Origin of the sequence: Amycolatopsis sp. NPDC052450, from assembly GCF_044547565.1 — a bacterium.
Classification (GTDB): domain Bacteria; phylum Actinomycetota; class Actinomycetes; order Mycobacteriales; family Pseudonocardiaceae; genus Amycolatopsis.
Map to the genome: position 1 here is coordinate 290,323 of NZ_JBIUAQ010000001.1, position 26,008 is coordinate 316,330.

Here is a 26,008-nt window from a genome sequence, read left to right on the forward strand (position 1 = left end):
GTGCGGGGGGGGGGGGGGGGGGGGGGGGGGGGGGTGGGGGGGGGGGTGGTGGGGGGGGGGTTGGTTTGTGTGGTTTGGGTCGCCCTCCAACCACCCCCCCCCCCCCCCCCCCAACTCAGCCGAGGAACTCCCGTAACGCCGCGGCGAGGTCGGCCGGGTTCTCCTCGGCCACGTGGTGCCCGGACTCGATGGCGAAGCCGCGGACGTCCTGGGCCCACTCACGCCAGACGGCGACCGGATCGCCGTAGAGGTCTTCGAGGTCGTCCAGGCTGGACCACAGCACGAGGAGCGGGCACTCGATCTTCTTCCCGGCCGCTTTGTCGGCGTCGTCGGCTTCGCGGTCGGGGCCGAGGCCGGCGCGGTAGTCCTCGAGCATCGCGTGGACGGTCTCGGGGTCGTGGATCGCGCGCAGGAAGTCGGCGTGGTTCTCCGCGCCCATCGCCTCGGGATCGCCGCCGTACCAGGCGTCCGGGTCGGCGTTGATCACGCGCTCAGCGGGTTTCGCGAGCTGGCCGAAGAAGAACCAGTGCCACCAGGCCCGCGCGAACGTGGCGTCCGCGCGGGAAAGATGCTCGCCGATCGGGATGCCGTCGAGGATGGCGAGTTTCGTGACGACCCCGGGGTGATCGAGCGTGAGGCGATAGGCGACGGCGCTGCCGCGATCATGACCGGCGACGGCGAACCGCTCGTGACCGAGGTGACGCATGAGCGCGACGATGTGCCGGGCCATGGCGCGTTTCGAGTGTGCGGAGTGATCCTCGAGGGTCTCGGGTTTCGAGGACTGGCCGTAGCCGGGGAGATCCGGGCAGACGACGGTGAACGCGTCGGCGAGCCGGGGCGCGACGTCGTACCAGGTGGTGTGGGTGCGGGGATGTCCGTGCAGGAGCACGAGAGGCGGTCCCGATCCGCCGTGGCGGACCCTCAGGTTCACTTCGCCGACATCGACGTTTTCGAGCTCGAAACCCTCGAACACGTTCCTCCCGGGGCCGCAATGAAGGAGCCTTTCATTGCAAATTTTGCTATGAAAGGCCCCTTCATTGCAGCGTGAGCGGGGAGATCAGCTCCGTGCGTGCGCGTCCAGGATGTGCGCGACCGCTTCGGTGACCCGCTGCGCGAAGTCGATGTTCAGCCACTCGTCCGGCACGTGGATGTTCGAGTCCGGCCCGCAGGCGCCGGTGACCACGAACTGCGCCTCCGGGTACTTTTCGCCGAGCAGCCCCATGAACGGGATCGATCCGCCCATGCCGTAGCTCTTGTGCGGCGCGCCGAAGACCTCGCCGCTCACGTGGTGCAGGACGTCGTCGAGCCACGGCGCGGTGGCCGGCGCGTTCCAGCCGTTCTCGGCCTGGAAGTCGCCGAGCTCCACCGAAGCGTCATACGGCACGTCGGTGGTGAGGACGCGGCGGACCGCCTCCATCGCGGCCTGCGCGTTGGCGGTCGGCGGCAGGCGGAAGCTCAGGGTGAGCGTGGTGCTGCCGCGCAGCACGTTGCCCGCCTCGGCCGGGAGCGGGAAGCCCTCCGCGCCGATCACCGAAAGCGTCGGCCGCCACGAGTTGTTGAGCAGCAGTTCCAGGTCGTCGTCGGACACCGTCCGGCCGACCACCGGGAAGAGCGTCTTCGCCGCGCCGGGCGCGATCTCGGCGACACCGCGGGCTTCCTCGACGCGGTTCTCCGGGATGTCGACGCTCAGCTCGGCGAGCTTGATCTCGCCGGTCTCGGCGTTCTCGATCCGGTCGAGCAGGGCACGCAGGACCCGGAACGAGCTCGCGACGATGCCGCTGGCCATCCCCGAGTGCTGCGCGGACTCGAGCACCTTCACGGTGACGTTGACGTGCAGCATGCCGCGCAGGCTGGTGGTCAGCCAGAGGCGCTTGTAGTCGGTGCCGCCGGCGTCGAGGCAGACGACCAGCGAGACGGCGCCGAGCTTCTCCTTCAGGTGCTCGACGTAGGCGGGCAGGTCCGGGCTGCCGGACTCCTCACCGGTCTCCAGCAGCACGACCGCGCGGGAGTGCTCGCCACCGGCGGCGCGCACGGCCTCGATCGCCGTCGTCGCCGCGTAGCCCGAGTAGCCGTCGTCGACCGCGCCGCGGCCGTACAGCCGCCCGTCGCGGATCACCGGCGTCCACGGGTCGAGCCCCTCGGACCAGCCGCCCACCGGAGGCTGCTTGTCGAGGTGCCCGTACATCAGCACGGTGCCCTTGTCGGCCGCCGCGGACGTCGCCGGGATGTCGACGACCAGCAGCGGGCTGCGGCCTTCGAGCTCCACGACCTCGAGCGTCGCGCCGGGGATCTCCCGTGCGGCGATCCAGGAACGGACGTGCTCGACGGCGGCGGCCAGATGACCGGTCTTCGCCCACTCGGAGTCGAACGCCGGCGACAAGGCGGGGATCGCCACCAGGCCGGACAGGCTGGGAAGGACGTCGTTCGTCCAGTTCGAAACCACGGTTTCGCGTACGGATTTCTGCTCCACGTCCGCCATCCTGCCACGGCTCCGGGAGGGTGGGATGGATCACAGCGGTGGGCACGGATCGTCATCGATCAAGCCACGCAGGACACCCGTCCGGACGAGTCGTCCGCTGGTCGGCCCGCGGGTGAATCCCCTACTTTCGGCGGCCCCACACTCGGGCTTCCTAGCATTTTCCCTGATCAGGCACCCTTTCTCAGCAACAAATCAGCATCCGCCACTGACCAAAACGGCGTCCGGCATGCCAGGATGTGCGCACGAACCGTCAACGCCGATGGTGACCCAGCGCTTCAGATCCGACGCGCTGGTCCCCGCCGGCGCAGTCACTGTGGCCGCCACAAGTGGCCGCCAGAGGCGCCGACATCAAGGAGAGCAGCGCATGCCGTCCGAACACTGGACGCACCCGGAGCCTGGAGATGGTCCCGCCGCCGTAGCGGCGCAACCGTCCCCCGAACAGGTGATCGCCGGTTTGCGAGCAACGAGCGAAGGTGGCGCTGAGCTGACTCAGCTGCTCACCCCCGAAGGCGAACGAGTCGCCTCGCCGCAATTCGACCGCTACGTCGACGACATCGACGTCGACGCCCTCAAGGGCCTTTACCGCGACATGGTCCTGGTCCGCCGCGCGGACCGCGAGGCCAACGCGATGCAGCGCCAGGGCCAGCTCGGCATCTGGGTCCCGCTGCTGGGGCAGGAGGCCGCGCAGATCGGCTCCGGCCGCGCGCTGCGGAAGACGGACATGGCGTTCCCCAGCTACCGCGAGCACGGTGTCGCGTACGCCCGCGGCGTCGACCTCAAAGAGGTGCTCGGCATCTTCCGCTGCACCGACCACAGCGGCTGGGACTACAAGGAACACGGCTTCCACCCGTACACCATCGTGATCGGCAACCAGGTGCTCAACGCCGCCGGTTACGCGATGGGCCAGAAGTTCGAAGGCAAGGTCGGCGACGACGACGGCGAAGCGACCATCTGTTACTTCGGTGACGGAGCGACTTCGCAGGGCGACGTGCACGAAGGCTTCGTCTGGGCCGCCGTCTACGACGCGCCGCTCGTGTTCTTCTGCCAGAACAACCAGTGGGCGATCTCGGAGCCCACCGAACGCCAGTCGCGGCTGCCGCTGTACCAGCGCGCCCGCGGTTACGGCTTCCCCGGCATCCGCGTGGACGGCAACGACGTCCTCGCCTGCCTCGCGGTCTCCCGCTGGGCGCTCGACGAATGCCGCCACGGCAACGGCCCGGTGCTGATCGAGGCGTTCACCTATCGGATGGACGCGCACACCACCACCGACGACCCCACCCGCTACCGGCTCTCCGACGAGCTGGAGGAGTGGAAGCTGAAGGACCCGATCGAGCGCGTCCGGGCCTATCTCGCCCGCGGCGGCGGCGCCGACCAGGCGTTCTTCGACCAGGTGCAGGCCGATTCGGACGCGTTCGCGGCCGAGCTGCGCGAGTACTGCTTCAACATGCCCGAACCGCCACCCGAGCGGATCTTCTCCAACGTGTACGCGGAATCCACGCCGCTGCTGGACGCGCAGCGCGAAGAGTTCCTGTCCTACATGGACGGTTTCGTCGGGGCAGGTGAACACTGAAATGGCCGACCTCCAGAAACTCACCATCGGCAAGGCGATCAACCTCGGCCTCCGGCGCGCCATGGAAGAGGACCCGAAGGTCCTGGTCATGGGCGAGGACGTCGGCAAGCTCGGCGGTGTCTTCCGCATCACCGACGGCCTGCAGAAGGACTTCGGTGAGCAGCGCGTCCTGGACACGCCGCTGGCCGAATCGGGCATTATCGGCACCGCGGTCGGCCTCGCCGTCCGCGGTTTCCGCCCGGTGTGCGAGATCCAGTTCGAAGGCTTCATCTTCCCCGGCTTCGACCAGATCTCCAGCCAGGTCGCGAAGCTGCACTACCGGACGCAGGGCAAGATCAAGATGCCCATCGTGATCCGGGTGCCGTTCGGCGGCGGCATCGGCGCGGTCGAGCACCACTCGGAGTCGCCGGAATCGCTGTTCGCGCACATCCCCGGGCTCAAGGTCGTGTCGGTTTCGAACGCCGTCGACGCCTACTGGGGCATCCAGCAGGCGATCAAGTCCGACGACCCGATCCTGTTCTTCGAACCGAAGAAGCTGTACCACTCGGGCGCTTTGAAGGCCGAGATCGACACCGACGCCACGCCGGACGAGCTGTTCAAGTCCCGCGTCATCCGCGAAGGCACGACGGCCACGGTCGTCGCGTACGGCCCGTCGGTGAAGGTCGCGCTCGACGCGGCGGCAGCAGCCGAGGACGAGGGCAAATCGCTCGAAGTCATCGACCTGCGGACGCTGTCCCCGCTCGACCTGGAGCCGGTCTTCGAGTCGGTCCGCAAGACCGGACGGCTCATCGCGCTGAGCGAGGCGCCGTCGGAGTCGTCGCTGACCTCGGAGATCGCCGCGCGTGTGCAGCAGGAATGCTTCTACTCGCTGGAAGCCCCCGTGCTGCGGGTGACCGGATTCGACACGCCGTACCCGCCGGCCAAACTCGAGGAGCACTACCTCCCCGATCTGGACCGGGTCCTGCACACCGTCGACCGTTCACTCACCTGGTAAGGGGGAAGTTCCTGAAATGCCCGAGTACAAACAATTCCCCCTCGCCGACACAGCGGAGGGGCTGACCGAAGCCGACATCATCGCCTGGCAGGTCAAACCGGGTGACACCGTGACGGTGAACCAGATCGTGGTCGAGGTCGAGACCGCGAAGGCCGCCGTCGAACTGCCCATCCCGTGGGCGGGCGTGGTCACCGAACTGCTCGTCGAACCGGGCCAGACGGTGGAGGTCGGCGCGCCGATCCTCACCATCGACGTCGACCCGGACGGCAAGGCCGCCCCGGCACCCACCGCCGCCCCCGTGGCGGAAGAGCCGGCGGAAGAGGAGATGAAGCCGCTGGTCGGCTACGGCTCCAAGGCCGTCGTCACGCAGCGGCGCGCGCGGAAGGGCGCGGCTCCCGCCGCTTCCGCCGCCGCCCCGGTGGCCGTGGCGCCCGCTCCTGCCAAGCCTGTCGCGCCTGCTGTGGCTTCGAAGCCGAAGGGCGGGTACGTGCCGCTGGCGAAGCCGCCGGTGCGCAAACTCGCCAAGGACCTCGGCGTCGACCTGCACGCGCTCACCGGCACCGCCGAGGGCGGCGTCATCACCCGTGACGACGTGCAGGCGGCCGCCAACGGTTCCGCCGCTCCGGCCGCCACTGTGTCCAGTGTGGACAGTGGCTACGACCCCGCGACACGGGAACGCCGGGTGCCGATCAAGGGCGTCCGCAAGGCCACCGCCGCCGCGATGGTGCAGAGCGCCTACACCGCCCCGCACGTCACGGAATTCCTCACCATCGACGTCACGCCGATGATGGAATTCCGGGAGAAGCTGAAGAAGTCGCGCGAGTTCGCCGGGGTCAAGGTCACCCCGCTGACCTTCGCGGCGAAGGCCGTCTGCCTGGCGGCCAAGCGCACTCCGGACGTCAACGCGGTGTGGGACGAGGCGGCGCAGGAGATCGTCTACAAGGACTACGTGCACCTCGGGATCGCCGCGGCCACCCCGCGCGGGCTCGTCGTGCCCAAGGTCCGTGACGCGGATTCGATGTCCCTCAAGGAACTCGCGATCGCGCTCACCGAGCTGACCGACGTCGCCCGCGAGGGCAAGACCACCCCGGCGGCCATGCTCGGCGGCACGATCACCATCACCAACGTCGGCGTCTTCGGCGTCGACACCGGGACGCCGATCATCAACCCCGGCGAGTCCGCGATCCTGTGCCTCGGCGCGATCAAGGACACCCCGTGGGTGGTCGACGGCGAGATCAAGGTGCGCAAGGTGCTCCAGCTTTCGCTGAGCTTCGACCACCGCGTGGTCGACGGGCAGCAGGGTTCGGAGTTCCTGGCCGACGTCGGCGCTCTGCTGGCCGACCCCGCGGTCGCGATCACCTACTGAGCCAAAGTCCGTGAAGGCCTCCTTCCCTACTCTCAGGGTAGGGAAGGAGGCCCTCACGGACCGCTGGCTTAATCGCTTGACGGAGTGAGCACTCACTCCGCACACTGGAAGCATGACAGAGACCGCCTCCCGGCGGAGAGCGCCGGGAATGAGTGCCGACGAGCGGCGCCGGATGATCGTCCAATCCGTGCTGCCCTTGCTGGTGGAGTACGGCGCCGGTGTCACGTCCAGCCAGATCGCCCGGGCCGCGGGCATCGGCGAGGGCACCGTCTTCCGCGTGTTCAAGGACAAGGACGAACTGTTCGCCACCTGCTTCGCGGAGGCCCTGAAACCCGACCAGGTGCTCGACGCCATCGCGGTCATCGACCTCGACCAGCCCCTCGACGACAGGCTCATCGAGGCGGCCGACGCGCTCAGCGCGCATCTCCAGCGGATGGGCGCGCTGATGGCGGTCATGCACGGCTCCGGCAAGCGGCCGGAGCATCGCCATGACGACCGGCGGGACCGGCGGAAAGAGTCGATGAGCGCGATGCGCGACGCCATGGCCGAACTGTTCGAGCCGGAGAAGGACCGGCTCCGCCTGCCGCCGGCGCAGTCCGCGGCGCTGTTCCTGTCGTTGCTGTTCAGCGGCCGGATCCGGTTCAGCGAGACCGGCGACGAACCGACCACGATGGAACTCGTCGACGTGTTCCTCAACGGCGCCTTGGGGGCCGCGTGATCGGCCCGCCCGGAGGCGGCCTGGAACTGTTCATGGCACGCGGCGGCAGGCGCCGTCGCCCGCCGTCGACGGTGCCCGACAGTGGCCTGACCGGCCCGGTCGACATCCCGGAGCCCGAACCCGAAGCCCTCCCGAAAGACCTGAAGTCCCGGCTCAACCGCATGTGGGTCAACGTCGCGGGCACGGTCCGCGGCCTGCCGAAGGTCGCGAAGCTGACCTGGCAGGCGAGCCCGGCGCTGACCATCGTGATCACCCTGGTGACCCTGCTTTCCGGTCTCCTCCCGACGGCGACCGCGTACATCGCGAAGCTGCTGATCGATTCCGTGGTCGCGGCGATCCAGGGACACGGGACGAAGAGCGCGATCGTCGGCGTCGCCCTCTTCCAGTTCGGCGTCCTCGTGCTCACCGCGGTTTCGCAGGCGCTGACCACCTACGGCCAGACACTGCTGCAGGAACGGATGACGCTGACCATCCGCCACCAGGTGATGAGCCACGCGAGCGAACTGCAGCTTGCGTACTTCGAGGGTTCCGCGTCCTACGACATGCTGCGCCAAGCCGCGCAGGAGGCGCCGACGCGGCCACTGTCGATGATGAACTCGGCGCTGGGCTTGATCCGGACGTTGATCACCTTCGGCAGCATGATCGCGCTGCTCGTCTCGATCAGCCCGCTGCTGGCGCTCGTCGCGCTGGTGGCGCCGATCCCCGCGTTCATCTCACAGTCGAAGTACGGCGCCCGCGCGTTCTGGCTGACGTTGATGATGTCCCCGCTGAAACGGCGCATGGACTATCTGTCCTCTTTGGTCACCACGGACACCTACGCCAAGGAGACCAAGCTCTTCGGGCTCGGCCCGTACTTCGTCGACCGGTTCCAGCGGCTCGGCCAGGTCTCCTACGACCGTCAACGGACACTGACCCGCAAACGCAGCGTCAGCTCGACGTCGTGGGGGCTGCTCAGCACCGCCGCCGGATCCGCGATCGCGCTGTACATCGCGCTGGAGGCCGTCGGCGGCAGGCTCACCCTCGGCGATCTCGCGCTGTACACGGCCGCCGCGGCGTCGGTGCAGACGTCCGTCCAGGGCCTGTTCACCGCGTTTTCCGGGATGTACGAGAACAATCTCTACCTCGACACGCTGTATCGCTTCCTCGGGACGAAACCGGAGATCGTCGCGCCGCCGGAGCCGCGACCCCTTCCGTCCACTGTGGAGGGACACATCCGCTTCGAAGAAGTGTCCTTCACCTATCCCGGAGCACCCGACCCCGCGCTCGACGGCGTGAGCTTCGAGATCCGGCCGGGCGAGACGGTCGCCGTCGTCGGCCGCAACGGAGCCGGGAAGTCGACGCTGTTCAAGCTGCTGTGCCGGCTGTACGACCCGACGGGCGGGCGGATCCTGCTCGACGACGTCGACATCCGCGAATACGACCCGGTGGAACTGCGACGGCGGATCAGCGCGATGTTCCAGGACTACGTGACCTACCAGGGCACCGCGGCCGAGAACATCGGGCTCGGCGACCTGACACATCTCGTCGACCGCGAACAGATCGAGACGTCGGCGAAACGGGCCGGCGCCGACGAGCGGATCGAGCGCCTGCCCAGCGGCTACGACACTCCACTCGGCCGTTGGTTCGACCAGGGCGTCAGCCTCTCCGGCGGCGAATGGCAGAAGATCGCGCTGGCCAGGGCGTTCCTGCGGGAAGCACCGATCCTGATCCTCGACGAACCGACGTCCGCGCTCGACGCCCAAGCCGAGCACGACCTCTTCTCACGGCTGCGAGAGCTTTCGGAGGGGCGCACGACGCTGTACATCTCGCACCGGTTCTCCACGGTGCGGCAAGCGGAGCGGATTCTATTGCTGGAGAACGGAAAAGTCGCCGAATACGGAACACACGACGAGCTGATGGCAGCGAAGGCCGGCTACGCCGACCTGTTCACGTTGCAGGCCGCCGCTTATCTCGACGAAGCCTGACGATGCGGCGGATCATGGTCGTCGGTTGCAGCGGCGCCGGGAAGTCGACGTTCTCGCGTCGGCTCGGCGCCGCTCTCGGCCTGCCGGTCACCCACCTCGACCGGCTCTTCTGGCAGCCGGGGTGGACCCGGGCGCCAGAGGACGAGTTCCACGCCGCGCAGCAGCAGATCGTCTCGTCGGACGCCTGGGTGATCGACGGCAACTACGGGGCGTCGATGCATCTGCGGCTGCCGCGGGCGGACACGATCGTCTTCCTCGACTTCCCGCGCCGCATCTGCCTCCGGCGGGTGCTGATGCGGTCCCTGCGCGAGTACGGGCGGGACAAACAGGCGCCCGGTTGCCCCGAACGCTTCGACCGGGAGTTCTACTCCTACGTCTGGCGCTGGCCGAAGGACCACCGGGAACGGACGGTGCGGCGGCTGGCGGACCAGGGGACGCACGCGCGGCGGATCGTGCTGACCAGGCCGCGTGAGACGGAGGAGTTCCTGCGCCGGATCGGTTGACCTCGGTCACCGTATCGGGGGTTGGGAGCAAAACGGGCAAGCCGTACGTTGTCCAAGTATGGCTGTCGCGTTCCTGCTCTATGTCGTCGCCGAGATCGCCGCCGTGTGGGCGGTGGGCTCGGCCGTTGGCGTGCTCGGCACGATCGCGCTGCTCTTCGCCGGTGCGTTCATCGGCTCCTGGCTCGCCCGCCGCGAAGGCGGCCGCGCCTTCCGCGCGTTCGCCGAGTCCGCGCGGCTCGGGCGACCGGCCGACGCGGAGAAGGAACTCACCGACGGGATGCTGATCGGGCTCGGCGGTCTGCTGATCCTGCTGCCCGGTTTCGTCAGCGACGTCATCGGCCTGCTGTTCATCCTGCCGCCGACGCGGAGTGTCGCGCGCAAGGTCTGGCAGAAGCGGATGGCGCGCCGCGCGGTCAAGTTCGCCAACCGCACGCGCGGGCCGGTGATGGTGGTGGACAGCGAGGTCGTCGCGGACACCCCGCCCGCCGAGGCCGCCAAGAAGCAGCCGCAGGTGATCGAGGGCCGCATCGTCGAGGGCTGAGTGCCGCTCCAGCTTAGACACTAGCTTCGCCACTAGACTCCAGTGTCTAAGCTAGTGTCCAAGCTAGTGTCTAAGCTAGGACGGCGGCATGCTCTACGACGAACTCGCCGAGATCATCACGAACCTTCGCGATCTCGGTGGTGACCACGCCTTTGTCGAGGCCAAACGGGCCGAGACCAAGCTCCCCAAGAGCGTCCGCGAAACACTTTCGGCGTTTGCCAACACCAGCGGGGGCGTTCTGATCCTCGGCCTCGACGAGGCCAACGGGTTCGAGGCGACCGGAGTTCGCGACCCGGCGAAAATGGAGGCCGATCTGGCCGCGTTGTGTTCGGAGAACATGGAGCCGCCGCTACGTCCCCTTATCGGAACTCATCGCTTCGACGGCGCGGACCTGGTGGTCGCGGAGATCCCTGAGTTGCCGCAGGCCAGTAAGCCTTCGTACAACCGCGGTGCGGGCATGACGCAGGGAAGCTTCATCAGGGTCGCCGACGGAGATCGCAGGCTGAGTCCGTACGAAGTACAGCTGATGATGGCGAATCGAGGCCAGCCTCGGGACGACGAGCAGCCTGTGACCGGTACGACCGTCGCGAACCTCGACAAAGCCCTGGTCGACCTTTTCCTGAGTCGGCTCCGCCGCCATCGCAGCAGGGCGTTCGCGAACCTGGAGACCCCTGCGGCATTGCGACGTGCGAAGGTCCTCATCGGAGACGAACTGTCTCTCGCGGGGCTCCTGGCGCTGGGGGAATACCCTCAGGAATTCTTCCCGCAGCTCATGCTGACCTTCGTTCATTATCCGACGAAATCCGGGCCTGATCCACGGAATGGAACACGGTTCATCGACAACGTGGCGGCCGAAGGACCGATTCCGGTGATGGTGGACGAAGCGCTCATCGCTCTCCGCCGCAACATGAAACGACGATCGACCGTTCGCGGCGCCGGCCGGGCCGAGACATACGAGTATCCCGAGACCGCACTCCGCGAGGCGGTGGTGAACGCGTTGGTACACCGCGACTACTCAGGCCCTTCGCAGGGGACACAGGTGCAGGTCGAGATGTATCCCGACCGCCTACTCATCCGCAACCCAGGCGGCCTTTATGGATCGGTCCGCGAAGAGAACCTCGGCGTCGAAGGGACCTCTTCAGCTCGCAACGCCACGTTGCTGAAGATTCTCGAAGACACCCCGTTGCCCGGGTCGGACCGGCCGATCTGCGAGAACCGTGGCTCCGGGATCCCGGCAATGCTGGCCGCCATGCGAGACGCGAAGCTCAGTCCGCCACGGTTCGCCGATGACATTTCCACTTTCAAGGCGACTTTCCCGAACCACACTCTGATGGGAGAGGACGCGGTTCATTGGATCGCTTCGCTCGACGAGCATGGCCTTACCGATAGCCAATGTCATGGTCTCGCGATGCTGTTCCACGGCGAGACGCTCAACAACCAGGCCTACCGAAACGCCAACGATCTCGACTCTCGTGTGGCCACGGAGGAGCTCGGTGACCTTGTGGCAAGAGGCCTGTTGGTCCCCGCCGGCGGTCGCCGGTACGCGCACTACACCCTTGCCGAGGACGTGGCACCCACGTCCACCGACAGTCCGTCACCTCCCAGGCGGCGCGCCGACCGACGCGAAGAGATCCTTGACGCGCTGGGTGACGACGAGGCGACGCGTGCCGATCTGGTGGCGGCGACCGGACTGCATGACCGCACGATGACAAGATGGCTGACTGTCCTGCTACGCCAAGGCCTGATCGAAGCGACAGAGAAGAATCTACGCAGTCCGAATGTCCGCTATCGCCGCACGACTCAGCGAACTCTTGACGAGACCGGCCGCTAACTTCCGCTCGGCTTCGGAATGTCGAAATACCCGCTGAACCGCACCGCCGGCGCGTACTCGCCCTTGACCTTCACCTTGCCGGTCACGAACATCGCCGCCACGGCCGCGTTGCCGGTGGCCATCCGGATGAAGTCGTCGACGGACAGCGTGATGGTGGTGTCCGGAGTGCGGGCGAGGTCGGTGCTGGAAACGCAGACGCCGTCTTCGATGACCGTTTGAAAGCGATCGAAACCGTCTTCTCCGTGACCGTCGGTAAAACGCCATGCGACGACGAAGTCGACATGCCGTGCGCGTTCCGGTGCGAAATGGTCCGACATTCTGCGGAAAATCTCGTCGAGGAACGCCGCACGCAGTTCCGGGTGATCGGCGATCGCCTTGAGTTGCTCGCGTGACGCGCGTTGCACGACGTCCACGAGCACCTCTGTCTCCAGCGAGCTCAGCTCGATGCCCGCACCGGTTTCGCCCAGCATGTGCAGGGTTTCCAGGACCTGGGTGAACTGCTCGGGGCTCAGTTTGGCGAGCTCGAGCTTCTCCGCGAAAGCGTTGACGACGTGCTCGCCACCGGTGCGCGTCTTGTGCAGCCGCAACGGGCGGGAAACGCGTACCTTGTCCCGCCAGCGCCGGATCGGAGAATTTCGGGGCACGGCACGGAAGTGTATCTGCTCGGCCGGGTTCAGGACGGCTTCGGCAGGTCGAAGAAACCGATCAACCCCGCCGCGAATGCCAGGTCACCTTTTACTTTGATCTTTCCCGTGACGAATAGCACAGCGGGTGTCGCCTGATGGGTGATGAGCCGGAAGAAATCGACGGGCGCGATCGTGATCGTCACCCTCGGTTTCTCCCTCATGTCCCGGCTGACCGTGCACTCGCCATGCGAGATGACCGTCTCATAGCGGTCGTACCCGCCGTCGCCGGTGCCGCCGGACAGCCGCCAGTGCACCACCGCGTGCAGGGTCTTCGCGCGGTCCTGCCGGATGTGCGCGCCCATGCGGTCGAAGATCTCGCGCAGCACCCGGTCCCGGAGCGGCCGTTCGGCGACGACGCTCTCGAGTTGTGTACGCGAGGCGCGCGCGACGAGGTTCGCGAAGCGGGCCGGGTCGACCTTGCGGAGGTCGAACGCGGGCGCGGATTCGGCGAGCCGTCCGAGTGCGGCCAGCAACCGCCGGACGTCGTCCTTGCCGAGGTCCTTCGGGTCGATGGCGCCCGCGACCTCGTTGACGTCGAGAGAGTGCGCTTCGGCGGAATCCGGCTCGATCCGCTCCAGCGCGTCGACCAGCGCGCGGCCGGTCAGCCCCACGGTCTCGGTCATCTTCCCTCCAGTTCCGCCTACCCGAGCGTAAGGCTACCCGTGAGTAGGTACGCGGGCAAGCGTGCCGAAATCACCCTTGCCGGTGGTAGCCCGGTAGCGTCTCACGCGAACTAATGGGAGGTCCTGAGTGTCCGAGGAAGTACCGCGTCCCGCCGAACGCGCCAAAAGGCTGCCGAGAGCGGTGCGGGAACGCCAGATCCTGGACGCAGCGGTCTCGGTGTTCTCGCGCTACGGCTATCACTCCGCGTCGATGGACGAGATCTCCGAGGTCGCCGGCGTGTCCAAGCCGATGATCTACACCTATCTCGGCTCGAAGGAAGACCTCTTCGGCGCGTGCATCCGCCGCGAAGCCACCCGCCTGCTGGAGGCGGTGCAGGACGGGATCAAACCCGATCTGCCGCCCGACATGCAGCTTTGGCACGGGCTCCGCGCGTTCTACCGGTTCGTCGCCGACTACCGCGAGTCCTGGACGGTGCTGCACCGCCAGGCCATGACCGTGGGCGGCACCTTCGCCGCGGAGATCACCGACATGCGCACCCGCGCGATCGAGCTGGTCGCCGCGCTCGTCGTCTCCGCGGGCACCCGCAAGGGTCTCGGCGAGCAGGCCGAGTTCTCCGGCGCCGGGCTGTCCGCCGCGCTGGTCGGGGCGGCCGAGTCGCTGGCCGACTGGGCCCTCGACCACCCCGATGTCTCCGACGGCGTACTCGCCTCGTGGCTGATGAACCTGGTGTGGCTCGGGTTCAACGACCTCGTCGAGGGCGAGATCTGGAAGCCGTCAGAGAGCGACGACTGAGCCCTCCAGGTGCGGCTTCGGCTTGCGCGCGTTCCAGAGTTCGAAGGCCCAGCCCTCGCCTTCACTCCACGTCGTGAACGCCGCCTTCGCCGGCAACAGCACCGGCTGCTTGAACTTCACGTCGACGGTGAACGCCTCCGGAAGCCTGCCTTCGAACGCCGCGAGCGCGTGCGCCTTCGTCCACATGCCGTGCGCGATCGCGGACGGGAAGCCGAACGCTTTCGCGGTGATCGGGTGCAGGTGGATCGGGTTGCGGTCGCCGGAGACCTCGGCGTAGCGGCGGCCGATGTCGCCGGGCACCTGCCAGATCGCGTTGGCCGTCGGCTGGGAGAGCTGACCGCGTGAGGTCTTCTCGCCGCTGCCGCCACCGCGGCGCAGGTACGTGCTGACGTCCGTCCACACCGGACTGTCGTTGACCAGCAGCTCGCTGACGACGTCGAACTGCTTGCCCTTCTCGTGCGGGCGCAGATCCTCGGCACGCACGCGCAGGGTGAACGTCTCGTCGAGCCGCAGCTGCCGGTGCTGGGTGATCCGGTTCGCGACGTGCACCATGCCCAGCAACGGGAACGGGAAGTCGGCCTCGGTCATCAGCGCCATCTGCAGCGGGAACGCGAGGATGTGCGGATACGTCGCCGGGAGGACGTCGTCCAGCCGGAATCCGCACACCTGGTTGTACGCGGCGAGATGCGCCGGGTCGACGACGACGCCCTCGCGGACGAACTCGGTGCCGGGCAGCGTGTTCCCGCCGCTCTTGCGCAGCGAGCCGAGCAACGCCTTGGGGTACAGCGAAGACAGGCTCGGCGATTCGCGGAGTTCCTTGACCGCCATGATCACGCCCCCAGCAGTGCCTGGCCGCAGACGCGGACCACGTTGCCGTTGACCGCGGCCGAAGCCGGGTTCGCGTACCAGGCGATCGTCTCGGCGACGTCGACCGGCAGCCCGCCCTGGCCGAGGCTGGAGAGCCGCCGCCCGGCCTCGCGGATGAACAGCGGAACGGCGGCGGTCATCTTGGTCTCGATGAAACCGGGCGCGACGGCGTTGATCGTGCCGCCGTATTCGGCGAGCTTCGGCGCGCCGTCGTTCACCATGCCGATGACGCCCGCCTTGCTGGTGGCGTAGTTGGTCTGGCCGACGTTGCCCGCGATCCCGGCGATCGAGGAGACGCCGATGATCCGGCCGTTCTCGTGCAGCACCTTGCCGGCGACGAGCTTCTCGTTCACCGCGAGCTGCGACGCGAGGTTGACCGCGATGACCGAGTCCCAGCCGCCCTCGGTCATGTTGCCGAGCGTCTTGTCGCGGGTGATGCCCGCGTTGTGCACGACGATGTCGACGCCGCCGTGGCGCGTGGTCAGGTACTCGGCGAGCTTCTCCGGCGCGTCGGCGGCGGTGATGTCCAGCTGCAGCGACGAGCCGCCGACCTTGTTGGCCACCTTGGACAGGTCCGCGCCCTGCGCGGGGATGTCGAGCGCGACGACGTGGGCGCCGTCGCGGCCCAGTACCTCGGCGATGGCGGCGCCGATACCGCGGGAAGCGCCGGTGACCAGGGCGACCTTGCCTTCGAGGGGCTTCGTCCAGTCGGCCGGGGCGGACGCGGTCTTGGTCTCGGTGCCGACGCGGATGACCTGGGCGTCGACGAACGCGGACTTCGACGACAGCAGGAACCGGAGCGTGGACTCGGTGGCCTCTTCGGCGCCTTCGGCGACGTACACGAGCTGGGCGGTCGCGCCGCGCTTCAGTTCCTTACCGACGGAACGCACGAAGCCTTCGAGGGCGCGCTGCGCGATCCTCTCGTGCCCTTCGGCCAGCTCCGGCGGCGTTCCGAGGACGACGACACGGCCCGACGGCCCGACGCTCCGGATAACCGGGTGGAAGAAGGAGTAGACCTCGCGAAGCTGCTTCGGGTCCTTCACGCCAGTCGCGTCGAAGACGAGCGCGGCGTGCTTGTCGGCAGCCGTCGAAACGACCTCGATGCCCGCGCGGTGCAGCTGCGCCTCGATCACCTTTTCGAGGCGACCGCCCGGCGCGGCACCGAGAAGTGCGGGACCCTCGAGAGGGGGCTGACCGGGCTTGTACCGGCGGAGCGTCGCGGGATTCGGCAGGCCGAGCTTCGGCACCACGAACTTCCCCACCGGGGATTTCGTGAACTGCTGGTACCTGTCAGCCATTACATGCCTCCCGTGCAGTTTGCGTCACGTCGCATTCTAACCTACTCGCTAGTAGGTTACAGTGTGAGAGAGCCTACGGAGGAGTGGAAAAAATGGCCACGAAAAGGACGGCACCCGTGCGCAAGGTCGCGATCATCGGCGGCAACCGGATCCCCTTCGCCCGCTCGAACGGCCCGTACGCGAAAGCGTCGAACCAGGACATGTTCACGGCCGCCCTCGACGGCCTGGTCAGCCGCTTTTCCCTCCAGGACGAGGTGATCGGTGAGGTCGCCGCCGGCGCCGTGCTCAAGCACGCCCGCGACTTCAACCTCGCCCGCGAAAGCGTCCTCGGCAGCAGGTTGAACCCCGCCACCCCCGCCTCCGACGTGCAGATGGCCTGCGGCACCGGCCTCCAGGCGATCATCAACGTCGCCAACAAGATCGCGCTCGGCCAGATCGACTCGGCCATCGCGGGCGGCGTCGACACCACGTCCGACGCGCCGCTGGCGGTCAACGACGACCTGCGCCAAATCCTCGTGCAGCTCAACGCCGCGAAGACGCTCCCCGACCGGTTGAAGCTCGCCGCGAAGCTGCGCCCCGGCCACATCGTCCCCGAGATCCCGCGCAACTCCGAGCCGCGCACCGGCCTGTCCATGGGCGAGCACGCGGCGCTGACCGCGAAGGTCTGGGAGATCACGCGCGAGGCGCAGGACGAACTCGCCGCGACCAGCCACCAGCGCCTCGGCGCCGCGTACGACAAGGGCTTCTTCGACGACCTGGTGACGCCGTACCTGAAGCTGGCCCGCGACCAGAACCTGCGGCCGGACTCCAGCGCCGAGAAGCTCGCGAAGCTGAAGCCCGCCTTCGGTGGTCCTGACGGCACGATGACCGCGGGCAACTCGACGCCGCTGTCCGACGGCGCGTCGACCGTCCTGCTCGCCACCGAGCAGTGGGCGAAGGCCAGGAAGCTGCCGGTGCTGGCGTACCTGACGTTCTCGCAGACCGCGGCCGTCGACTACGTCCACGGCGACGAGGGCCTGCTGATGGCGCCCGCGTACGCCGTCCCGCAGATGCTCACGCGCGCCGGGCTCACCTTGCAGGACTTCGACTTCTACGAGATCCACGAGGCCTTCGCGTCGCAGGTGCTCGCCACCCTCAAGGCGTGGGAGGACCCGGCCTTCGCCAAGGAGAAGCTCGGTCTCGACGAGCCGCTCGGCGCCATCGATCGGGCGAAGTTGAACGTCAACGGCTCGTCGCTGGCGGCCGGGCACCCGTTCGCCGCGACCGGCGGCCGTATCGTCGCCACGCTCGCGAAGCTGTTGGGCGAGAAGGGCTCCGGCCGCGGACTCATCTCGATCTGCGCCGCGGGCGGCCAGGGCGTCACCGCGATCCTCGAAAAGTAACCGTTCGCCGGGAGCGGATCGGGGAAAAACCCGGGTGCCTTTGTCGGTGCCCGGGTCTAGCGTGTGCGCATGTTCGCAGTTCAGGCGAAAGCGCTGGTCAAGACCTATGGGTCCACACGGGCGCTCGACGGGGTCGACCTGTCGATCCCGAAGGGCAAGGTGCTGGGCCTGCTGGGGCCGAACGGTGCCGGCAAAACGACGACGGTCCGCATCCTGACCACCCTGCTCCGCCCGGATTCGGGCGAGGCGGAGGTGGCCGGGCACGACGTGCTGGCCCAGCCCGACGCCGTCCGGCGGTCGATCGGGCTGTCCGGGCAGTACGCCGCCGTGGACGAGAACCTCACCGGGTTCGAAAACCTGTACATGGTCGGCAGGCTGTACGGGAGCAAGAAGGCCGCGGCGAAAACGCGGGCACGTGAACTGCTCGCCCGGTTCCGGCTGGAGGACGCGGCGGATCGCCCCGCCAAGACGTACTCCGGCGGTATGCGGCGACGGCTCGACCTCGCGGGGGCGCTGGTCGCCGAGCCGACCGTGGTGATCCTGGACGAACCGACCACCGGGCTCGACCCGCGCGGCCGGATCGACACCTGGGAGGTCATCAAGGAACTCGTCGCCGACGGCACCACGGTGCTGCTGACCACGCAGTACCTGGAGGAGGCCGATCAGCTCGCCGACTCGATCGTGGTGATCGACAAGGGGAAGGTCATCGCGCGCGGCACGGCCGACGAGCTCAAACAGGAGATCGGCGGCGAGCGGCTGGAGCTGGTCGTGGCGAACACGAGCGACCTCGCCGTCACCACGCAGGTGCTGACCGAGGTCGGCTCGGGGACGCCGTCGGTCGACGAGCACACCCGCAAGGTCGACGTCCTGGTCGAGGGCGGGCCGAAGGCGTTGATCGAGGCGCTGCGGCGGCTGGACGGCCACGGCGTCGCCATTCAGGACGTCGCGCTGCACCGGCCGACGCTCGACGACGTGTTCCTTTCGCTGACGGGGCACGCGACGGACGAGGGGGACAAGAAGTGAGCGCGGTCGCGAAGGCCTTTTCCGACGGTGGCGTGATCACCTGGCGGAACCTGAAGAACGTCCAGCGCAACCCGGACTGGCTGATGGCGGCGACCCTGCAGCCGATCATGTTCGTGCTGCTGTTCGCGTACGTCTTCGGCGACGCGATCGGCGGGGAAGCGGGCGGGCTCGCGTACCGGGAGTTCCTGATCGCCGGCATCTTCGCGCAGACCGTCGCCTTCAACTCGGCGTTCACCGTGATCGGGTTCGCGAACGACCTGCAGAAGGGCATCATCGACCGGTTCCGTTCGCTGCCGATCTCCCGCCTCGCGGTGATCTTCGGCCGGACGACGTCGGATCTGGTGATCAGCGTGGTCGCGCTGATCGTCATGTCGCTGTGCGGGCTGCTCGTCGGCTGGCGGATCCGCGGCAGCTTCCTCGACGCGGTGCTCGGCTACCTCGTGATGCTGATGTTCGCCTGGGCGCTGTCCTGGGTCGGCGCGTGGATCGGGCTCGTCGCGCGCAGTGTCGAGGTCGCGCAGAGCGCCGGGCTGATGTGGATGTTCCCGCTGAGCTTCATCTCGACGGCGTTCGTCCCGGCGGACAAACTGCCGGGAGTACTGAAGGCGATCGCCGACTGGAACCCGTTCACCGCGGTGATCAACTCGGCCCGTGACCTGTTCGGCAACCGCTTCGGCGCGGCACCGACGGGCTGGCCGGCCGAGAACGCTTCGCTGTACGCGATCCTGTGCTGCGTCGCCATCATCGCGATCTTCGCGCCGCTCGCGACGGCCCAGTACAAGAAGGTCGCGAGCCGCTAGAAAAACTTCTCCGTCGAAATGTCGAACCGCCGTCGAGCCGCTCGACGCGTCGGTGAAGGCGGGGTAGAAACAGCCCCGCCAAGACACTGAGGAGCAGCGATGCGGTTTCTGATGATGCACCGGCTCGACGAGAGCGCCCCGGAAGCCTGGAACCCCAGCAAGGAGTTCATCGAGCAGATGGGCGCCTTCATCCAGGACTCGTTCGAGAAGGGCATCTTGATCACGGCGGAGGGCGTGCACCCGTCGGAGAAGGGCGCGAAGGTCCGCAAGGTGCGCGGCGGCAAGATCACCGCGACCGACGGTCCGTTCACCGAGGCCAAAGAGGTCATCGGCGGGTTCGCGCTGATCAACGCCAAGGACCTGGCCGAGGCCGTCTCGTTCGCCGAGTCCTACGCCGCGCTGTTCGACGAGATCGAGGTCGAGGTGCGCACCGTCGTCGAGGAAGAGGACATCGCCGCCCTCACCTCGTGATCCCACGCAATTAGTCACCTACTTGCGACCTCTTCGCGGCGCAAGTAGGTGACTAATTGCGGAGCGCTACTTGGTGATCGCCTTCTCGGCCTTCTTCGCCAGCTTCTCGGCGCGCTTTTCCGTCTTCGACGCGGCGCGGCGGGCACGCCAGCCGAGCGACGGCTTGCCGGCGGTGTCGGCGGCGGCCAGCAGCAGGCCACCGGCGAGACCGGCGTTCTTGATGAACTGGATCTGCTGCTGCTGACGTTCGGCCGGTTCCTTGATCTCCCAGAACCGGTGCGCGGCCAGCGTGGTCGGGACGAGGCTGCCGAGCAACAGCAGCGAGGCCAGGCGCGGCGCCTTGCCCGCGGCGAGCGCGACTCCGGCGCCGACCTTCACCGCGGCGTCGATCCGGACGAGGGTGGCGGGGTCGCGCGGCACCGACTCCGGCACCACGCCTTCCAGCTTGTCGAAGGACTCGGTGAGGAACGGCTCCGCCGCCTTGGCGTGCCCCTGGGTGTCCCTCAGCGCGCCGATCCCACCGGAGATGAAGATCGCGGCGAGGAGCGGACGTGCGACGCGACGGAGAATCACGGTCGTAACCTTTCTGATCCGGACCCGGGAAACAAACCTATCCCCAGTCTTCCCGCCCGCCACATCGCCGAACCGCGCTAACGGAGTATCCCGAAATATTTCTCTGCCACTAGAGAGCTCTAGATTTCCTTAGTGGTCCCGATACGCCCTCGGCAGCTTGAAGCCACGGTCGGCCGCGACCTCCCGCAAGCGGTCGGGATAGTCGGTGATGATGCCGTCGACCCCGTCGTCGATCAGTTTGTGCATGGTGGCCGGGTCGTCGATCGTCCAGGGCACGACCTTGATCCCCGCGCGATGCGCCTCGGTGACCAGCGCCTTCGTCGTGAACGGCCGGTAGTCCGGGTCGCCAACCTTGCCGCCCTGAGGGTTGCCGTGCACCGGTGAGAGCGCCTTCGCGCCGAACGACTTCACCGCGCGGACGGGGCTGCCGCCGAAGTCGTCGACGTCGAGCCCGCCGAGCCACGGCGACTTGCCCGGCTGACCCACCTGCAGGAACTCGGGCTGGGTCAGCGCGACCGTCGGGAGCCACGGCGCGACCTCGCGAAACCGCATCAGCGCGCCCCAGTCGAAGCTCTGGATCGAGACGTTGTGCGCGAAGCCGCCGCGCACGATCTCGCGCACCGCCCGCTGGACGAACTGCTCACGCGGCGCCGTCTCGTGTGGTGCGGCGGCCTCGACCTTCGTCTCGATGTTGAACTTGATCCCCCAGGCCCGATGGTCCCTTGCCAGCTGGAACAGCTCGGCGAGCGTCGGCATCTTGGCGCCGGGGGAGAGCGTCTGGCCGGGATGCGCGGGCTGGCGGATCGACCCGCAGTCGAGCGTGCGGACCTGCGCGAACGTCAGGTCCTTCACGTATTTGCCGACATACGGGTACGCCGGGTCGCCGGGCGTCGCGGGCGCGGTGTCGCGGCACTTCGCGGCTGTCGTCTTGCGGTCGTGGGTGATCACCTCGCGACCGTCCTTGGTGATCTGGAGGTCGAGTTCGAGCGTGGTCACCCCCAGCTCCATCGCCTTGCCGAACGACGCGAGCGTGCTCTCGACCGTGAGGCCGAGCCCGCCGCGGTGGGCCTGGATGTCGAAGGCGCGACGCGGATGCGCGTCGGCGACCCCGGCCGTCGTCAAGGTCAGCGCAGCGGCCATGACCAGCGCGAATGTCTTCATTCGTGAACCATGCCACGGTCGGGTGAACTTCGATTGACTTTGACGCGACGTCAACCTCTACCTTCGTGGACATGCCGAACGAGCAGGAGTGGTCGATCCAGGACATCGCCCGCTCGGCCGGGACCACGAGCCGCACGCTGCGCCACTACGGCGAGATCGGGCTGCTCGAACCGAGCCGGGTGGGGAACAACGGATACCGCTACTACGACCAGGACGCGCTGGTGCGGCTGCAACGGATCCTGCTGCTTCGCGAACTCGGGCTGAGCCTGCCCGCGATCGGCGAAGTGCTCGAAGGAGAGCAGGACACGACAGCGGCGCTACGCACGCACCTGAAGTGGCTGGAGCAGGAGCGACAGCGGCTCGGACGGCAGATCGAATCGGTCAGGACGACCTTGAAGAAGACGGAAAGAGGTGAACAACTGATGGCAACGGAAGTGTTCGACGGCTTCGACCACACGAAGTACGAGCAGGAGGTCACCGAACGCTGGGGCGCCGACGCCTACAAGCAGGGCGACCGGTGGTGGAAGTCGCTGAGCGTCGAGGACAAGAAGGCACACCAGCAGGAACAGAAGGACATCGCGGCGGCCTTCGGCGAAGCGCACGCCAAGGGCCTGCCCGCCGACGGCGACGAGGCCCAGGCGATCACGCAGCGGCTGTACGAGTGGCTTCGGCCGGCCGTGCGGGCCGTGTCGAAGGGCTACTTCGCCGGTCTCGGGCAGCTGTACGTCGACGACCCGCGCTACGGGCAGTACGACGAGAAGCACGGCGCGGGCACCGCGGAGTACATCCGTGACGCGATGGCGGCGTACGCCGAGCGCAACCTGCGCGACTGATGACCGAGGGGCGGGGCTGCAGACCCGTCCGCTCGGAGCCACCAGGACGCCATGAAGGACGCTTTCATTGCAAAATTTGCTATGAAAGGCCCCTTCATCTCAAGCCGGTCGGCGTAACCCGCGCGACACGCCTATCCCTCTATGGCGGAATATCGGCTCCACGCTAGAAACGCCGATAGCGTGTGAGAGTGGATCCCATCCGCAACCCCTTCGCCCCGGGCGCCGGTCAACGGCCGCCCGAGCTGGCAGGCCGCGTGCGCGAGCTCCAGGCCTTCGAGGTCGTGCTCGAACGGGTCGCGCGCGGGAGACCCGAACGCAGCCTGATGCTGACCGGCCTGCGTGGCGTGGGGAAGACCGTGCTGCTGGGCGAGCTGCGCTCGCGGGCCATCAAGCACGGTTGGGGCGCCGGCAAGATCGAAGCCCGCCCGGACACCGAACTCAGGCGGCCGCTTTCGGCCGCGTTGCATCGCGCGATCCGCGACCTCGCCGTGCGCCATCGCGCACCCGACCGGGTCGAGCAGGTGCTCGGCGTGCTCAAGGCGTTCGCGCTGCGCGCCAACAAGCCGGACGCGAAGCTCCGCGACCGCTGGCAACCCGGCATCGACGTGCCCGCCGCACAGGGTCGCGCCGATTCGGGCGACATCGAGATCGACCTGGTCGAGTTGTTCACCGAGGTCGCGGAGCTGGCGGCCGACGTCGGCACCGGGGTCGCGCTGCTGATCGACGAGATCCAGGACCTGCTGCCCGAGGACGTCTCCGCGCTCTGCGCCGCCTGCCACGAGCTTTCGCAGTCCGGTGCACCGCTGGTCGTGGTCGGCGCGGGCCTGCCGCACGTGCCCGCGGTCCTTTCGGCATCAAAGTCGTACTCGGAGCGCCTCTTCCGCTACGCGCGCATCGACAGGCTCGATCGCGAAGACGCCGACCTCGCGGTGATGGCGCCCATCGAACGCGAGGACGCGGGCATCGAGCCGGAGGCGCTGGACGCCCTGTTCGACGCGTCGGGCGGCTATCCGTACTTCATCCAGGCGTACGGCAAGGCCGCCTGGGATGCCGCGCCCGCCGACCCCATCACCGTGAAGGACGTCCAGGTCGCCGCTCCGGAGGCCGAATCGGAACTCGCGGTCGGCTTCTTCGGCTCCCGGTACGAACGCGCGACGCCCGCAGAGCGTGAGTACCTGCTCGCGATGGCCGAGCTGACCCAGGGCAGGGACGAGTCCGCCGGCACCGCCGATGTGGCCGTCTACCTGGGACGGAAGCCTTCGTCGCTGTCGCCGGCGCGGGACAGCCTGATGAAGAAGGGCCTCGTGTACTCCGCCGAGCGCGGCCACATCGCCTTCACCGTCCCGCATTTCGGCCACTATCTGCTCGGCCGCGACTAAGCGCTGTCCTGTAAGTATCGCCGGGTGTGCTGACCTGCGGAAAGGGAGCGGGGGACCTTTGCTCTCGCCTCCGGGTCGGTCCACCCGTCCCGTCACCGCGAAGATGACTCACAGGACAGCGCCTAAGCCTCTCTGCGGCTTTATCGCCTCAGCTCTAGAAAGCGGTAGAGACTCCTACCGTCGCTTCATCGCGCCCTCTTCCGCCGTATAGGGCAGGCGCTAGAGACCTCCAGCGTTACCAAGAAGTGACCGGCACCACCAAATCTCTCCGGTTTTACGCTCTTGTTGCCGATGATTCATCGGCAGGTGTGCCAAGTCACCGGATAATCGTTGGCTTCCTTGTGAAAAAGGGTGCATACTAGAAGCACAGCCACGAAGACGCAAGATCTACTCCCAAGGGGATGACAAAAACCGATGAACAACATCGCCGCCAAGCTCCGTGCCCGTCGCGCCGAGGCTCGCACTCGCCGGGCCCTGAACCGGGCGATCGACACCGCGGCCACCGCGACCGTTCGTCAGGAGCTCATCGCTATCTCCCAGGCGCGTCACACGCACATGCGCTGACCCGACAACAACCGTTGTAGGTGTCGCCCGTTCGAGTGACCTACGACACATAGTGCGTGAGGTGTAACGCCGCGGAACGTGGCGTCGATACCCACTACGACCCCGTGATGCTGGCGGACCCCCGACCTGGCAGCATCACGGGGTTTCCATATGTCCACCCCCGGAAAGATTTCTTGCCTTCACCGCTTCGTGGAGTAACACTTGACCTAGTCAACGAATCTGTTGAGGTGGTCAAATGAATCGTTCCGCGGACCGGGTGGCGACCGTCCGGGCCTTCAACCGTCTGTACACCGGCGTGATCGGCGTCCTCGACGAAGGACCGGCCGACGCCGAGTACTCCCTGAGCGAGGCCAGGGTCCTCTTCGAACTCGCGCAGCAGGACCCCACCCAGGTCACCGACCTGCGCAAACGTCTCGACCTCGACGCCGGATACGCGAGCAGGCTGCTCGCGAGGCTCGAGGGGCGAGGCCTCCTCACCCGCGAACGCAGCGACGAGGACGCCCGCCGTCAGATCGTCCGGCTGACCGAGGACGGCCGCAAGGCGTTCGCCGTCCTCGACCAACGGTCGGTGGGCAGGATCGGCTCGCTGCTCGGCAAGTTCGGCGAAGACGAGCAAGATCGGCTGCTCGGCGCCATGGACACGATCACCTCGCTGGTCGGCGAGCGCGCGCCGAATCCCACGCTGGTCCTGCGCCCGCCCCGGCCCGGCGACTTCGGCTGGGTGGTCCACCGCCACGGCGCCCTCTACTCCCGCGAATACGGCTGGGACGAACGCTTCGAAGCACTCGTCGCCCGCGTCGTCGCCGAGTACGTCGACAGGCGCGGAGACCCTCGCCAAGCGGGCTGGATCGCCGAACTCGACGGGGAACGCGTCGGCAGCATCTTCTGCATGCCCGCCGAAGACGGCATCACCGCGAAGCTGCGGATGCTGCTCCTCGAACCGGCCGCGCGGGGCCGCGGCGTCGGGAAACGCCTGGTCACCGAATGCGTCGAGTTCGCGAGGGCGGCCGGCTACCCGGCGATGGAACTCTGGACGGTCTCCCTGCTGGACGCGGCGAGGGCGATCTACCGGAAGGCGGGTTTCCGGCTGGTGAGCGAGGAGACGATCGAGGGCTTCGGTTACGAGCTGACCGGCCAGACCTGGCGGCTGGAGCTGTGACCTGTCCGGACGATGTCGATTCGCGGAGCGCTTGTTCGTCTAGGGACCATCGATCCCAAGGAGGACACCATGCCCCACTACATCGGTTTCATCCGCGCCACGAAGGACTCGCACGACCACCTCGGCCCTGACGAAGCGCAACGCGTGCTCGAGAACTACATGGCCTGGGCGGAGGAGCGCACGAAGGAAGGCCGCTTCGTCGACGGCGGCGGGCTGTCGAAGAGCGGCCGGGTGCTGCGTGGTTCCGGCGGCGACGTCGGCGTGACCGACGGGCCGCACACCGAGGCCACCGAGATCGTCGGCGGCTACCAGGTGATCGAGGCCGCGGACCTCGACCAGGCGGAGAAGATCTTCGCGACGCATCCGCATCTGGAGTTCGGGCCGATCGAGGTGCGCAAGGTCGGCGAACGCGGTTGCGAGGAATGATGCC

Annotated in this window: 26 protein-coding genes; 18 read left to right on the plus strand and 8 right to left on the minus strand. The window is 67.7% G+C overall.

The window, feature by feature from the left end:
• Positions 1-115: 115 nt before the first annotated feature.
• Together ACIHAO_RS01500 and ACIHAO_RS01505 are read right to left on the minus strand one after the other, a co-directional pair.
• Complete coding sequence (locus ACIHAO_RS01500; RefSeq protein WP_396554235.1) at positions 116-973, minus strand: alpha/beta fold hydrolase; 858 nt, start codon at positions 971-973, stop codon at positions 116-118.
• A gap of 84 nt (positions 974-1,057) precedes the next feature.
• Positions 1,058-2,470 carry a M20/M25/M40 family metallo-hydrolase gene (locus ACIHAO_RS01505; protein WP_396554236.1) on the minus strand — a complete coding sequence of 471 codons (1,413 nt, stop codon included), beginning with the start codon at positions 2,468-2,470 and terminating at the stop codon, positions 1,058-1,060.
• Positions 2,471-2,843: 373 nt separating this feature from the next.
• Between ACIHAO_RS01505 and pdhA the strand changes: the two genes are divergently transcribed.
• The 8 genes from pdhA (at position 2,844) to ACIHAO_RS01545 (ending at position 11,966) form a co-directional block, all read left to right on the plus strand.
• On the plus strand, positions 2,844-4,049 hold the full coding sequence (pdhA, locus tag ACIHAO_RS01510; RefSeq protein WP_396554237.1) for a pyruvate dehydrogenase (acetyl-transferring) E1 component subunit alpha: 1,206 nt from the start codon (positions 2,844-2,846) through the stop codon (positions 4,047-4,049).
• A gap of 1 nt (position 4,050) precedes the next feature.
• Positions 4,051-5,043, plus strand: coding sequence for an alpha-ketoacid dehydrogenase subunit beta (locus ACIHAO_RS01515; RefSeq protein WP_396554238.1), 993 nt, complete (start codon positions 4,051-4,053; stop codon positions 5,041-5,043).
• 16 nt (positions 5,044-5,059) lie between these two features.
• Entirely contained in the window at positions 5,060-6,409 is a 1,350-nt protein-coding gene (locus ACIHAO_RS01520) for a dihydrolipoamide acetyltransferase family protein (protein WP_396554239.1), read from the plus strand.
• Between the two features lie 148 nt (positions 6,410-6,557).
• A complete protein-coding gene (locus tag ACIHAO_RS01525; RefSeq protein WP_396554773.1) occupies positions 6,558-7,127 on the plus strand; it encodes a TetR/AcrR family transcriptional regulator in 570 nt (189 codons plus the stop codon).
• 20 nt (positions 7,128-7,147) lie between these two features.
• Positions 7,148-9,091, plus strand: coding sequence for an ABC transporter ATP-binding protein (locus ACIHAO_RS01530; protein ID WP_396554774.1), 1,944 nt, complete (start codon positions 7,148-7,150; stop codon positions 9,089-9,091).
• Positions 9,092-9,093: 2 nt separating this feature from the next.
• Positions 9,094-9,594 (plus strand): DNA topology modulation protein FlaR, encoded by a 501-nt coding sequence (locus ACIHAO_RS01535; protein WP_396554240.1) that lies wholly within the window; start codon positions 9,094-9,096, stop codon positions 9,592-9,594.
• A gap of 58 nt (positions 9,595-9,652) precedes the next feature.
• Positions 9,653-10,135, plus strand: coding sequence for an FxsA family protein (locus ACIHAO_RS01540; RefSeq protein WP_396554241.1), 483 nt, complete (start codon positions 9,653-9,655; stop codon positions 10,133-10,135).
• An 88-nt stretch (positions 10,136-10,223) separates the two neighbouring features.
• The gene (locus tag ACIHAO_RS01545; RefSeq protein WP_396554242.1) at positions 10,224-11,966 is read left to right on the plus strand and encodes an ATP-binding protein; all 1,743 of its coding nucleotides are present in this window, start codon (positions 10,224-10,226) and stop codon (positions 11,964-11,966) included.
• Here the strand turns inward: ACIHAO_RS01545 and ACIHAO_RS01550 are convergent.
• Positions 11,963-12,553, minus strand: coding sequence for an SCP2 sterol-binding domain-containing protein (locus ACIHAO_RS01550; RefSeq protein ID WP_125780076.1), 591 nt, complete (start codon positions 12,551-12,553; stop codon positions 11,963-11,965). The genes ACIHAO_RS01545 and ACIHAO_RS01550 overlap by 4 nt on opposite strands.
• Before the next feature lie 86 nt (positions 12,554-12,639).
• Positions 12,640-13,275 (minus strand): SCP2 sterol-binding domain-containing protein, encoded by a 636-nt coding sequence (locus ACIHAO_RS01555; RefSeq protein ID WP_396554243.1) that lies wholly within the window; start codon positions 13,273-13,275, stop codon positions 12,640-12,642.
• A gap of 127 nt (positions 13,276-13,402) precedes the next feature.
• Here ACIHAO_RS01555 and ACIHAO_RS01560 point away from each other — a divergent pair, with 127 nt between their 5' ends.
• Entirely contained in the window at positions 13,403-14,068 is a 666-nt protein-coding gene (locus ACIHAO_RS01560) for a TetR/AcrR family transcriptional regulator (protein ID WP_016338219.1), read from the plus strand.
• On the opposite strand, the gene ACIHAO_RS01565 is transcribed toward ACIHAO_RS01560, so the two are convergent.
• The gene (locus ACIHAO_RS01565) at positions 14,051-14,896 is read right to left on the minus strand and encodes a MaoC family dehydratase (RefSeq protein ID WP_396554244.1); all 846 of its coding nucleotides are present in this window, start codon (positions 14,894-14,896) and stop codon (positions 14,051-14,053) included. The two genes, ACIHAO_RS01560 and ACIHAO_RS01565, sit on opposite strands and share 18 nt — an antisense overlap.
• Positions 14,897-14,898: 2 nt before the next feature.
• A complete protein-coding gene (locus ACIHAO_RS01570; RefSeq protein WP_396554245.1) occupies positions 14,899-16,233 on the minus strand; it encodes a 3-oxoacyl-ACP reductase in 1,335 nt (444 codons plus the stop codon).
• 92 nt (positions 16,234-16,325) lie between these two features.
• Between ACIHAO_RS01570 and ACIHAO_RS01575 the strand changes: the two genes are divergently transcribed.
• From ACIHAO_RS01575 to ACIHAO_RS01590, 4 genes are all read left to right on the plus strand, one after another.
• Positions 16,326-17,615, plus strand: a complete 1,290-nt coding sequence (locus tag ACIHAO_RS01575) for an acetyl-CoA C-acetyltransferase (protein WP_396554246.1) — start codon at positions 16,326-16,328, stop codon at positions 17,613-17,615.
• Between the two features lie 69 nt (positions 17,616-17,684).
• Positions 17,685-18,638, plus strand: coding sequence for an ATP-binding cassette domain-containing protein (locus ACIHAO_RS01580; protein WP_396554247.1), 954 nt, complete (start codon positions 17,685-17,687; stop codon positions 18,636-18,638).
• Complete coding sequence (locus ACIHAO_RS01585) at positions 18,635-19,438, plus strand: ABC transporter permease (protein ID WP_125679465.1); 804 nt, start codon at positions 18,635-18,637, stop codon at positions 19,436-19,438. Before ACIHAO_RS01580 ends, ACIHAO_RS01585 begins: the two co-directional genes overlap by 4 nt.
• 99 nt (positions 19,439-19,537) lie before the next feature.
• Positions 19,538-19,909: a YciI family protein gene (locus ACIHAO_RS01590; RefSeq protein WP_125790800.1), complete on the plus strand. Its 372-nt coding sequence runs from the start codon at positions 19,538-19,540 to the stop codon at positions 19,907-19,909.
• Positions 19,910-19,975: 66 nt separating this feature from the next.
• Here the strand turns inward: ACIHAO_RS01590 and ACIHAO_RS01595 are convergent, their stop codons facing one another.
• Together ACIHAO_RS01595 and ACIHAO_RS01600 are read right to left on the minus strand one after the other, a co-directional pair.
• Positions 19,976-20,482 carry a DoxX family membrane protein gene (locus tag ACIHAO_RS01595; protein ID WP_037307370.1) on the minus strand — a complete coding sequence of 169 codons (507 nt, stop codon included), beginning with the start codon at positions 20,480-20,482 and terminating at the stop codon, positions 19,976-19,978.
• A 129-nt stretch (positions 20,483-20,611) separates the two neighbouring features.
• Positions 20,612-21,643 carry a glycerophosphodiester phosphodiesterase family protein gene (locus tag ACIHAO_RS01600; protein WP_396554248.1) on the minus strand — a complete coding sequence of 344 codons (1,032 nt, stop codon included), beginning with the start codon at positions 21,641-21,643 and terminating at the stop codon, positions 20,612-20,614.
• A 71-nt stretch (positions 21,644-21,714) separates the two neighbouring features.
• On the opposite strand from ACIHAO_RS01600, the gene ACIHAO_RS01605 reads away from it, so the two are divergent.
• The 5 genes from ACIHAO_RS01605 (at position 21,715) to ACIHAO_RS01625 (ending at position 26,004) form a co-directional block, all read left to right on the plus strand.
• Entirely contained in the window at positions 21,715-22,476 is a 762-nt protein-coding gene (locus tag ACIHAO_RS01605; protein WP_396554249.1) for a MerR family transcriptional regulator, read from the plus strand.
• Positions 22,477-22,664: 188 nt separating this feature from the next.
• The gene (locus ACIHAO_RS01610) at positions 22,665-23,855 is read left to right on the plus strand and encodes an ATP-binding protein (protein ID WP_125779934.1); all 1,191 of its coding nucleotides are present in this window, start codon (positions 22,665-22,667) and stop codon (positions 23,853-23,855) included.
• A 414-nt stretch (positions 23,856-24,269) separates the two neighbouring features.
• Entirely contained in the window at positions 24,270-24,419 is a 150-nt protein-coding gene (locus ACIHAO_RS01615; RefSeq protein WP_007032374.1) for a hypothetical protein, read from the plus strand.
• 235 nt (positions 24,420-24,654) lie between these two features.
• On the plus strand, positions 24,655-25,578 hold the full coding sequence (locus tag ACIHAO_RS01620; RefSeq protein WP_396554250.1) for a GNAT family N-acetyltransferase: 924 nt from the start codon (positions 24,655-24,657) through the stop codon (positions 25,576-25,578).
• Positions 25,579-25,647: 69 nt separating this feature from the next.
• Positions 25,648-26,004 (plus strand): YciI family protein, encoded by a 357-nt coding sequence (locus tag ACIHAO_RS01625; RefSeq protein ID WP_396554251.1) that lies wholly within the window; start codon positions 25,648-25,650, stop codon positions 26,002-26,004.
• Positions 26,005-26,008: the final 4 nt, after the last annotated feature.

Coding starts and splice junctions, on each gene's coding strand:
- pdhA (WP_396554237.1), top strand. CDS start 2,844: ATGCCGTCCGAACACTGGACGCACCCGGAGCCTGGAGATGGTCCCGCC.
- ACIHAO_RS01515 (WP_396554238.1), top strand. CDS start 4,051: ATGGCCGACCTCCAGAAACTCACCATCGGCAAGGCGATCAACCTCGGC.
- ACIHAO_RS01520 (WP_396554239.1), top strand. CDS start 5,060: ATGCCCGAGTACAAACAATTCCCCCTCGCCGACACAGCGGAGGGGCTG.
- ACIHAO_RS01525 (WP_396554773.1), top strand. CDS start 6,558: ATGAGTGCCGACGAGCGGCGCCGGATGATCGTCCAATCCGTGCTGCCC.
- ACIHAO_RS01535 (WP_396554240.1), top strand. CDS start 9,094: ATGCGGCGGATCATGGTCGTCGGTTGCAGCGGCGCCGGGAAGTCGACG.
- ACIHAO_RS01540 (WP_396554241.1), top strand. CDS start 9,653: ATGGCTGTCGCGTTCCTGCTCTATGTCGTCGCCGAGATCGCCGCCGTG.
- ACIHAO_RS01545 (WP_396554242.1), top strand. CDS start 10,224: ATGCTCTACGACGAACTCGCCGAGATCATCACGAACCTTCGCGATCTC.
- ACIHAO_RS01555 (WP_396554243.1), bottom strand. CDS start 13,275: ATGACCGAGACCGTGGGGCTGACCGGCCGCGCGCTGGTCGACGCGCTG.
- ACIHAO_RS01565 (WP_396554244.1), bottom strand. CDS start 14,896: ATGGCGGTCAAGGAACTCCGCGAATCGCCGAGCCTGTCTTCGCTGTAC.
- ACIHAO_RS01570 (WP_396554245.1), bottom strand. CDS start 16,233: ATGGCTGACAGGTACCAGCAGTTCACGAAATCCCCGGTGGGGAAGTTC.
- ACIHAO_RS01575 (WP_396554246.1), top strand. CDS start 16,326: ATGGCCACGAAAAGGACGGCACCCGTGCGCAAGGTCGCGATCATCGGC.
- ACIHAO_RS01580 (WP_396554247.1), top strand. CDS start 17,685: ATGTTCGCAGTTCAGGCGAAAGCGCTGGTCAAGACCTATGGGTCCACA.
- ACIHAO_RS01590 (WP_125790800.1), top strand. CDS start 19,538: ATGCGGTTTCTGATGATGCACCGGCTCGACGAGAGCGCCCCGGAAGCC.
- ACIHAO_RS01600 (WP_396554248.1), bottom strand. CDS start 21,643: ATGAAGACATTCGCGCTGGTCATGGCCGCTGCGCTGACCTTGACGACG.
- ACIHAO_RS01605 (WP_396554249.1), top strand. CDS start 21,715: ATGCCGAACGAGCAGGAGTGGTCGATCCAGGACATCGCCCGCTCGGCC.
- ACIHAO_RS01615 (WP_007032374.1), top strand. CDS start 24,270: ATGAACAACATCGCCGCCAAGCTCCGTGCCCGTCGCGCCGAGGCTCGC.
- ACIHAO_RS01620 (WP_396554250.1), top strand. CDS start 24,655: ATGAATCGTTCCGCGGACCGGGTGGCGACCGTCCGGGCCTTCAACCGT.
- ACIHAO_RS01625 (WP_396554251.1), top strand. CDS start 25,648: ATGCCCCACTACATCGGTTTCATCCGCGCCACGAAGGACTCGCACGAC.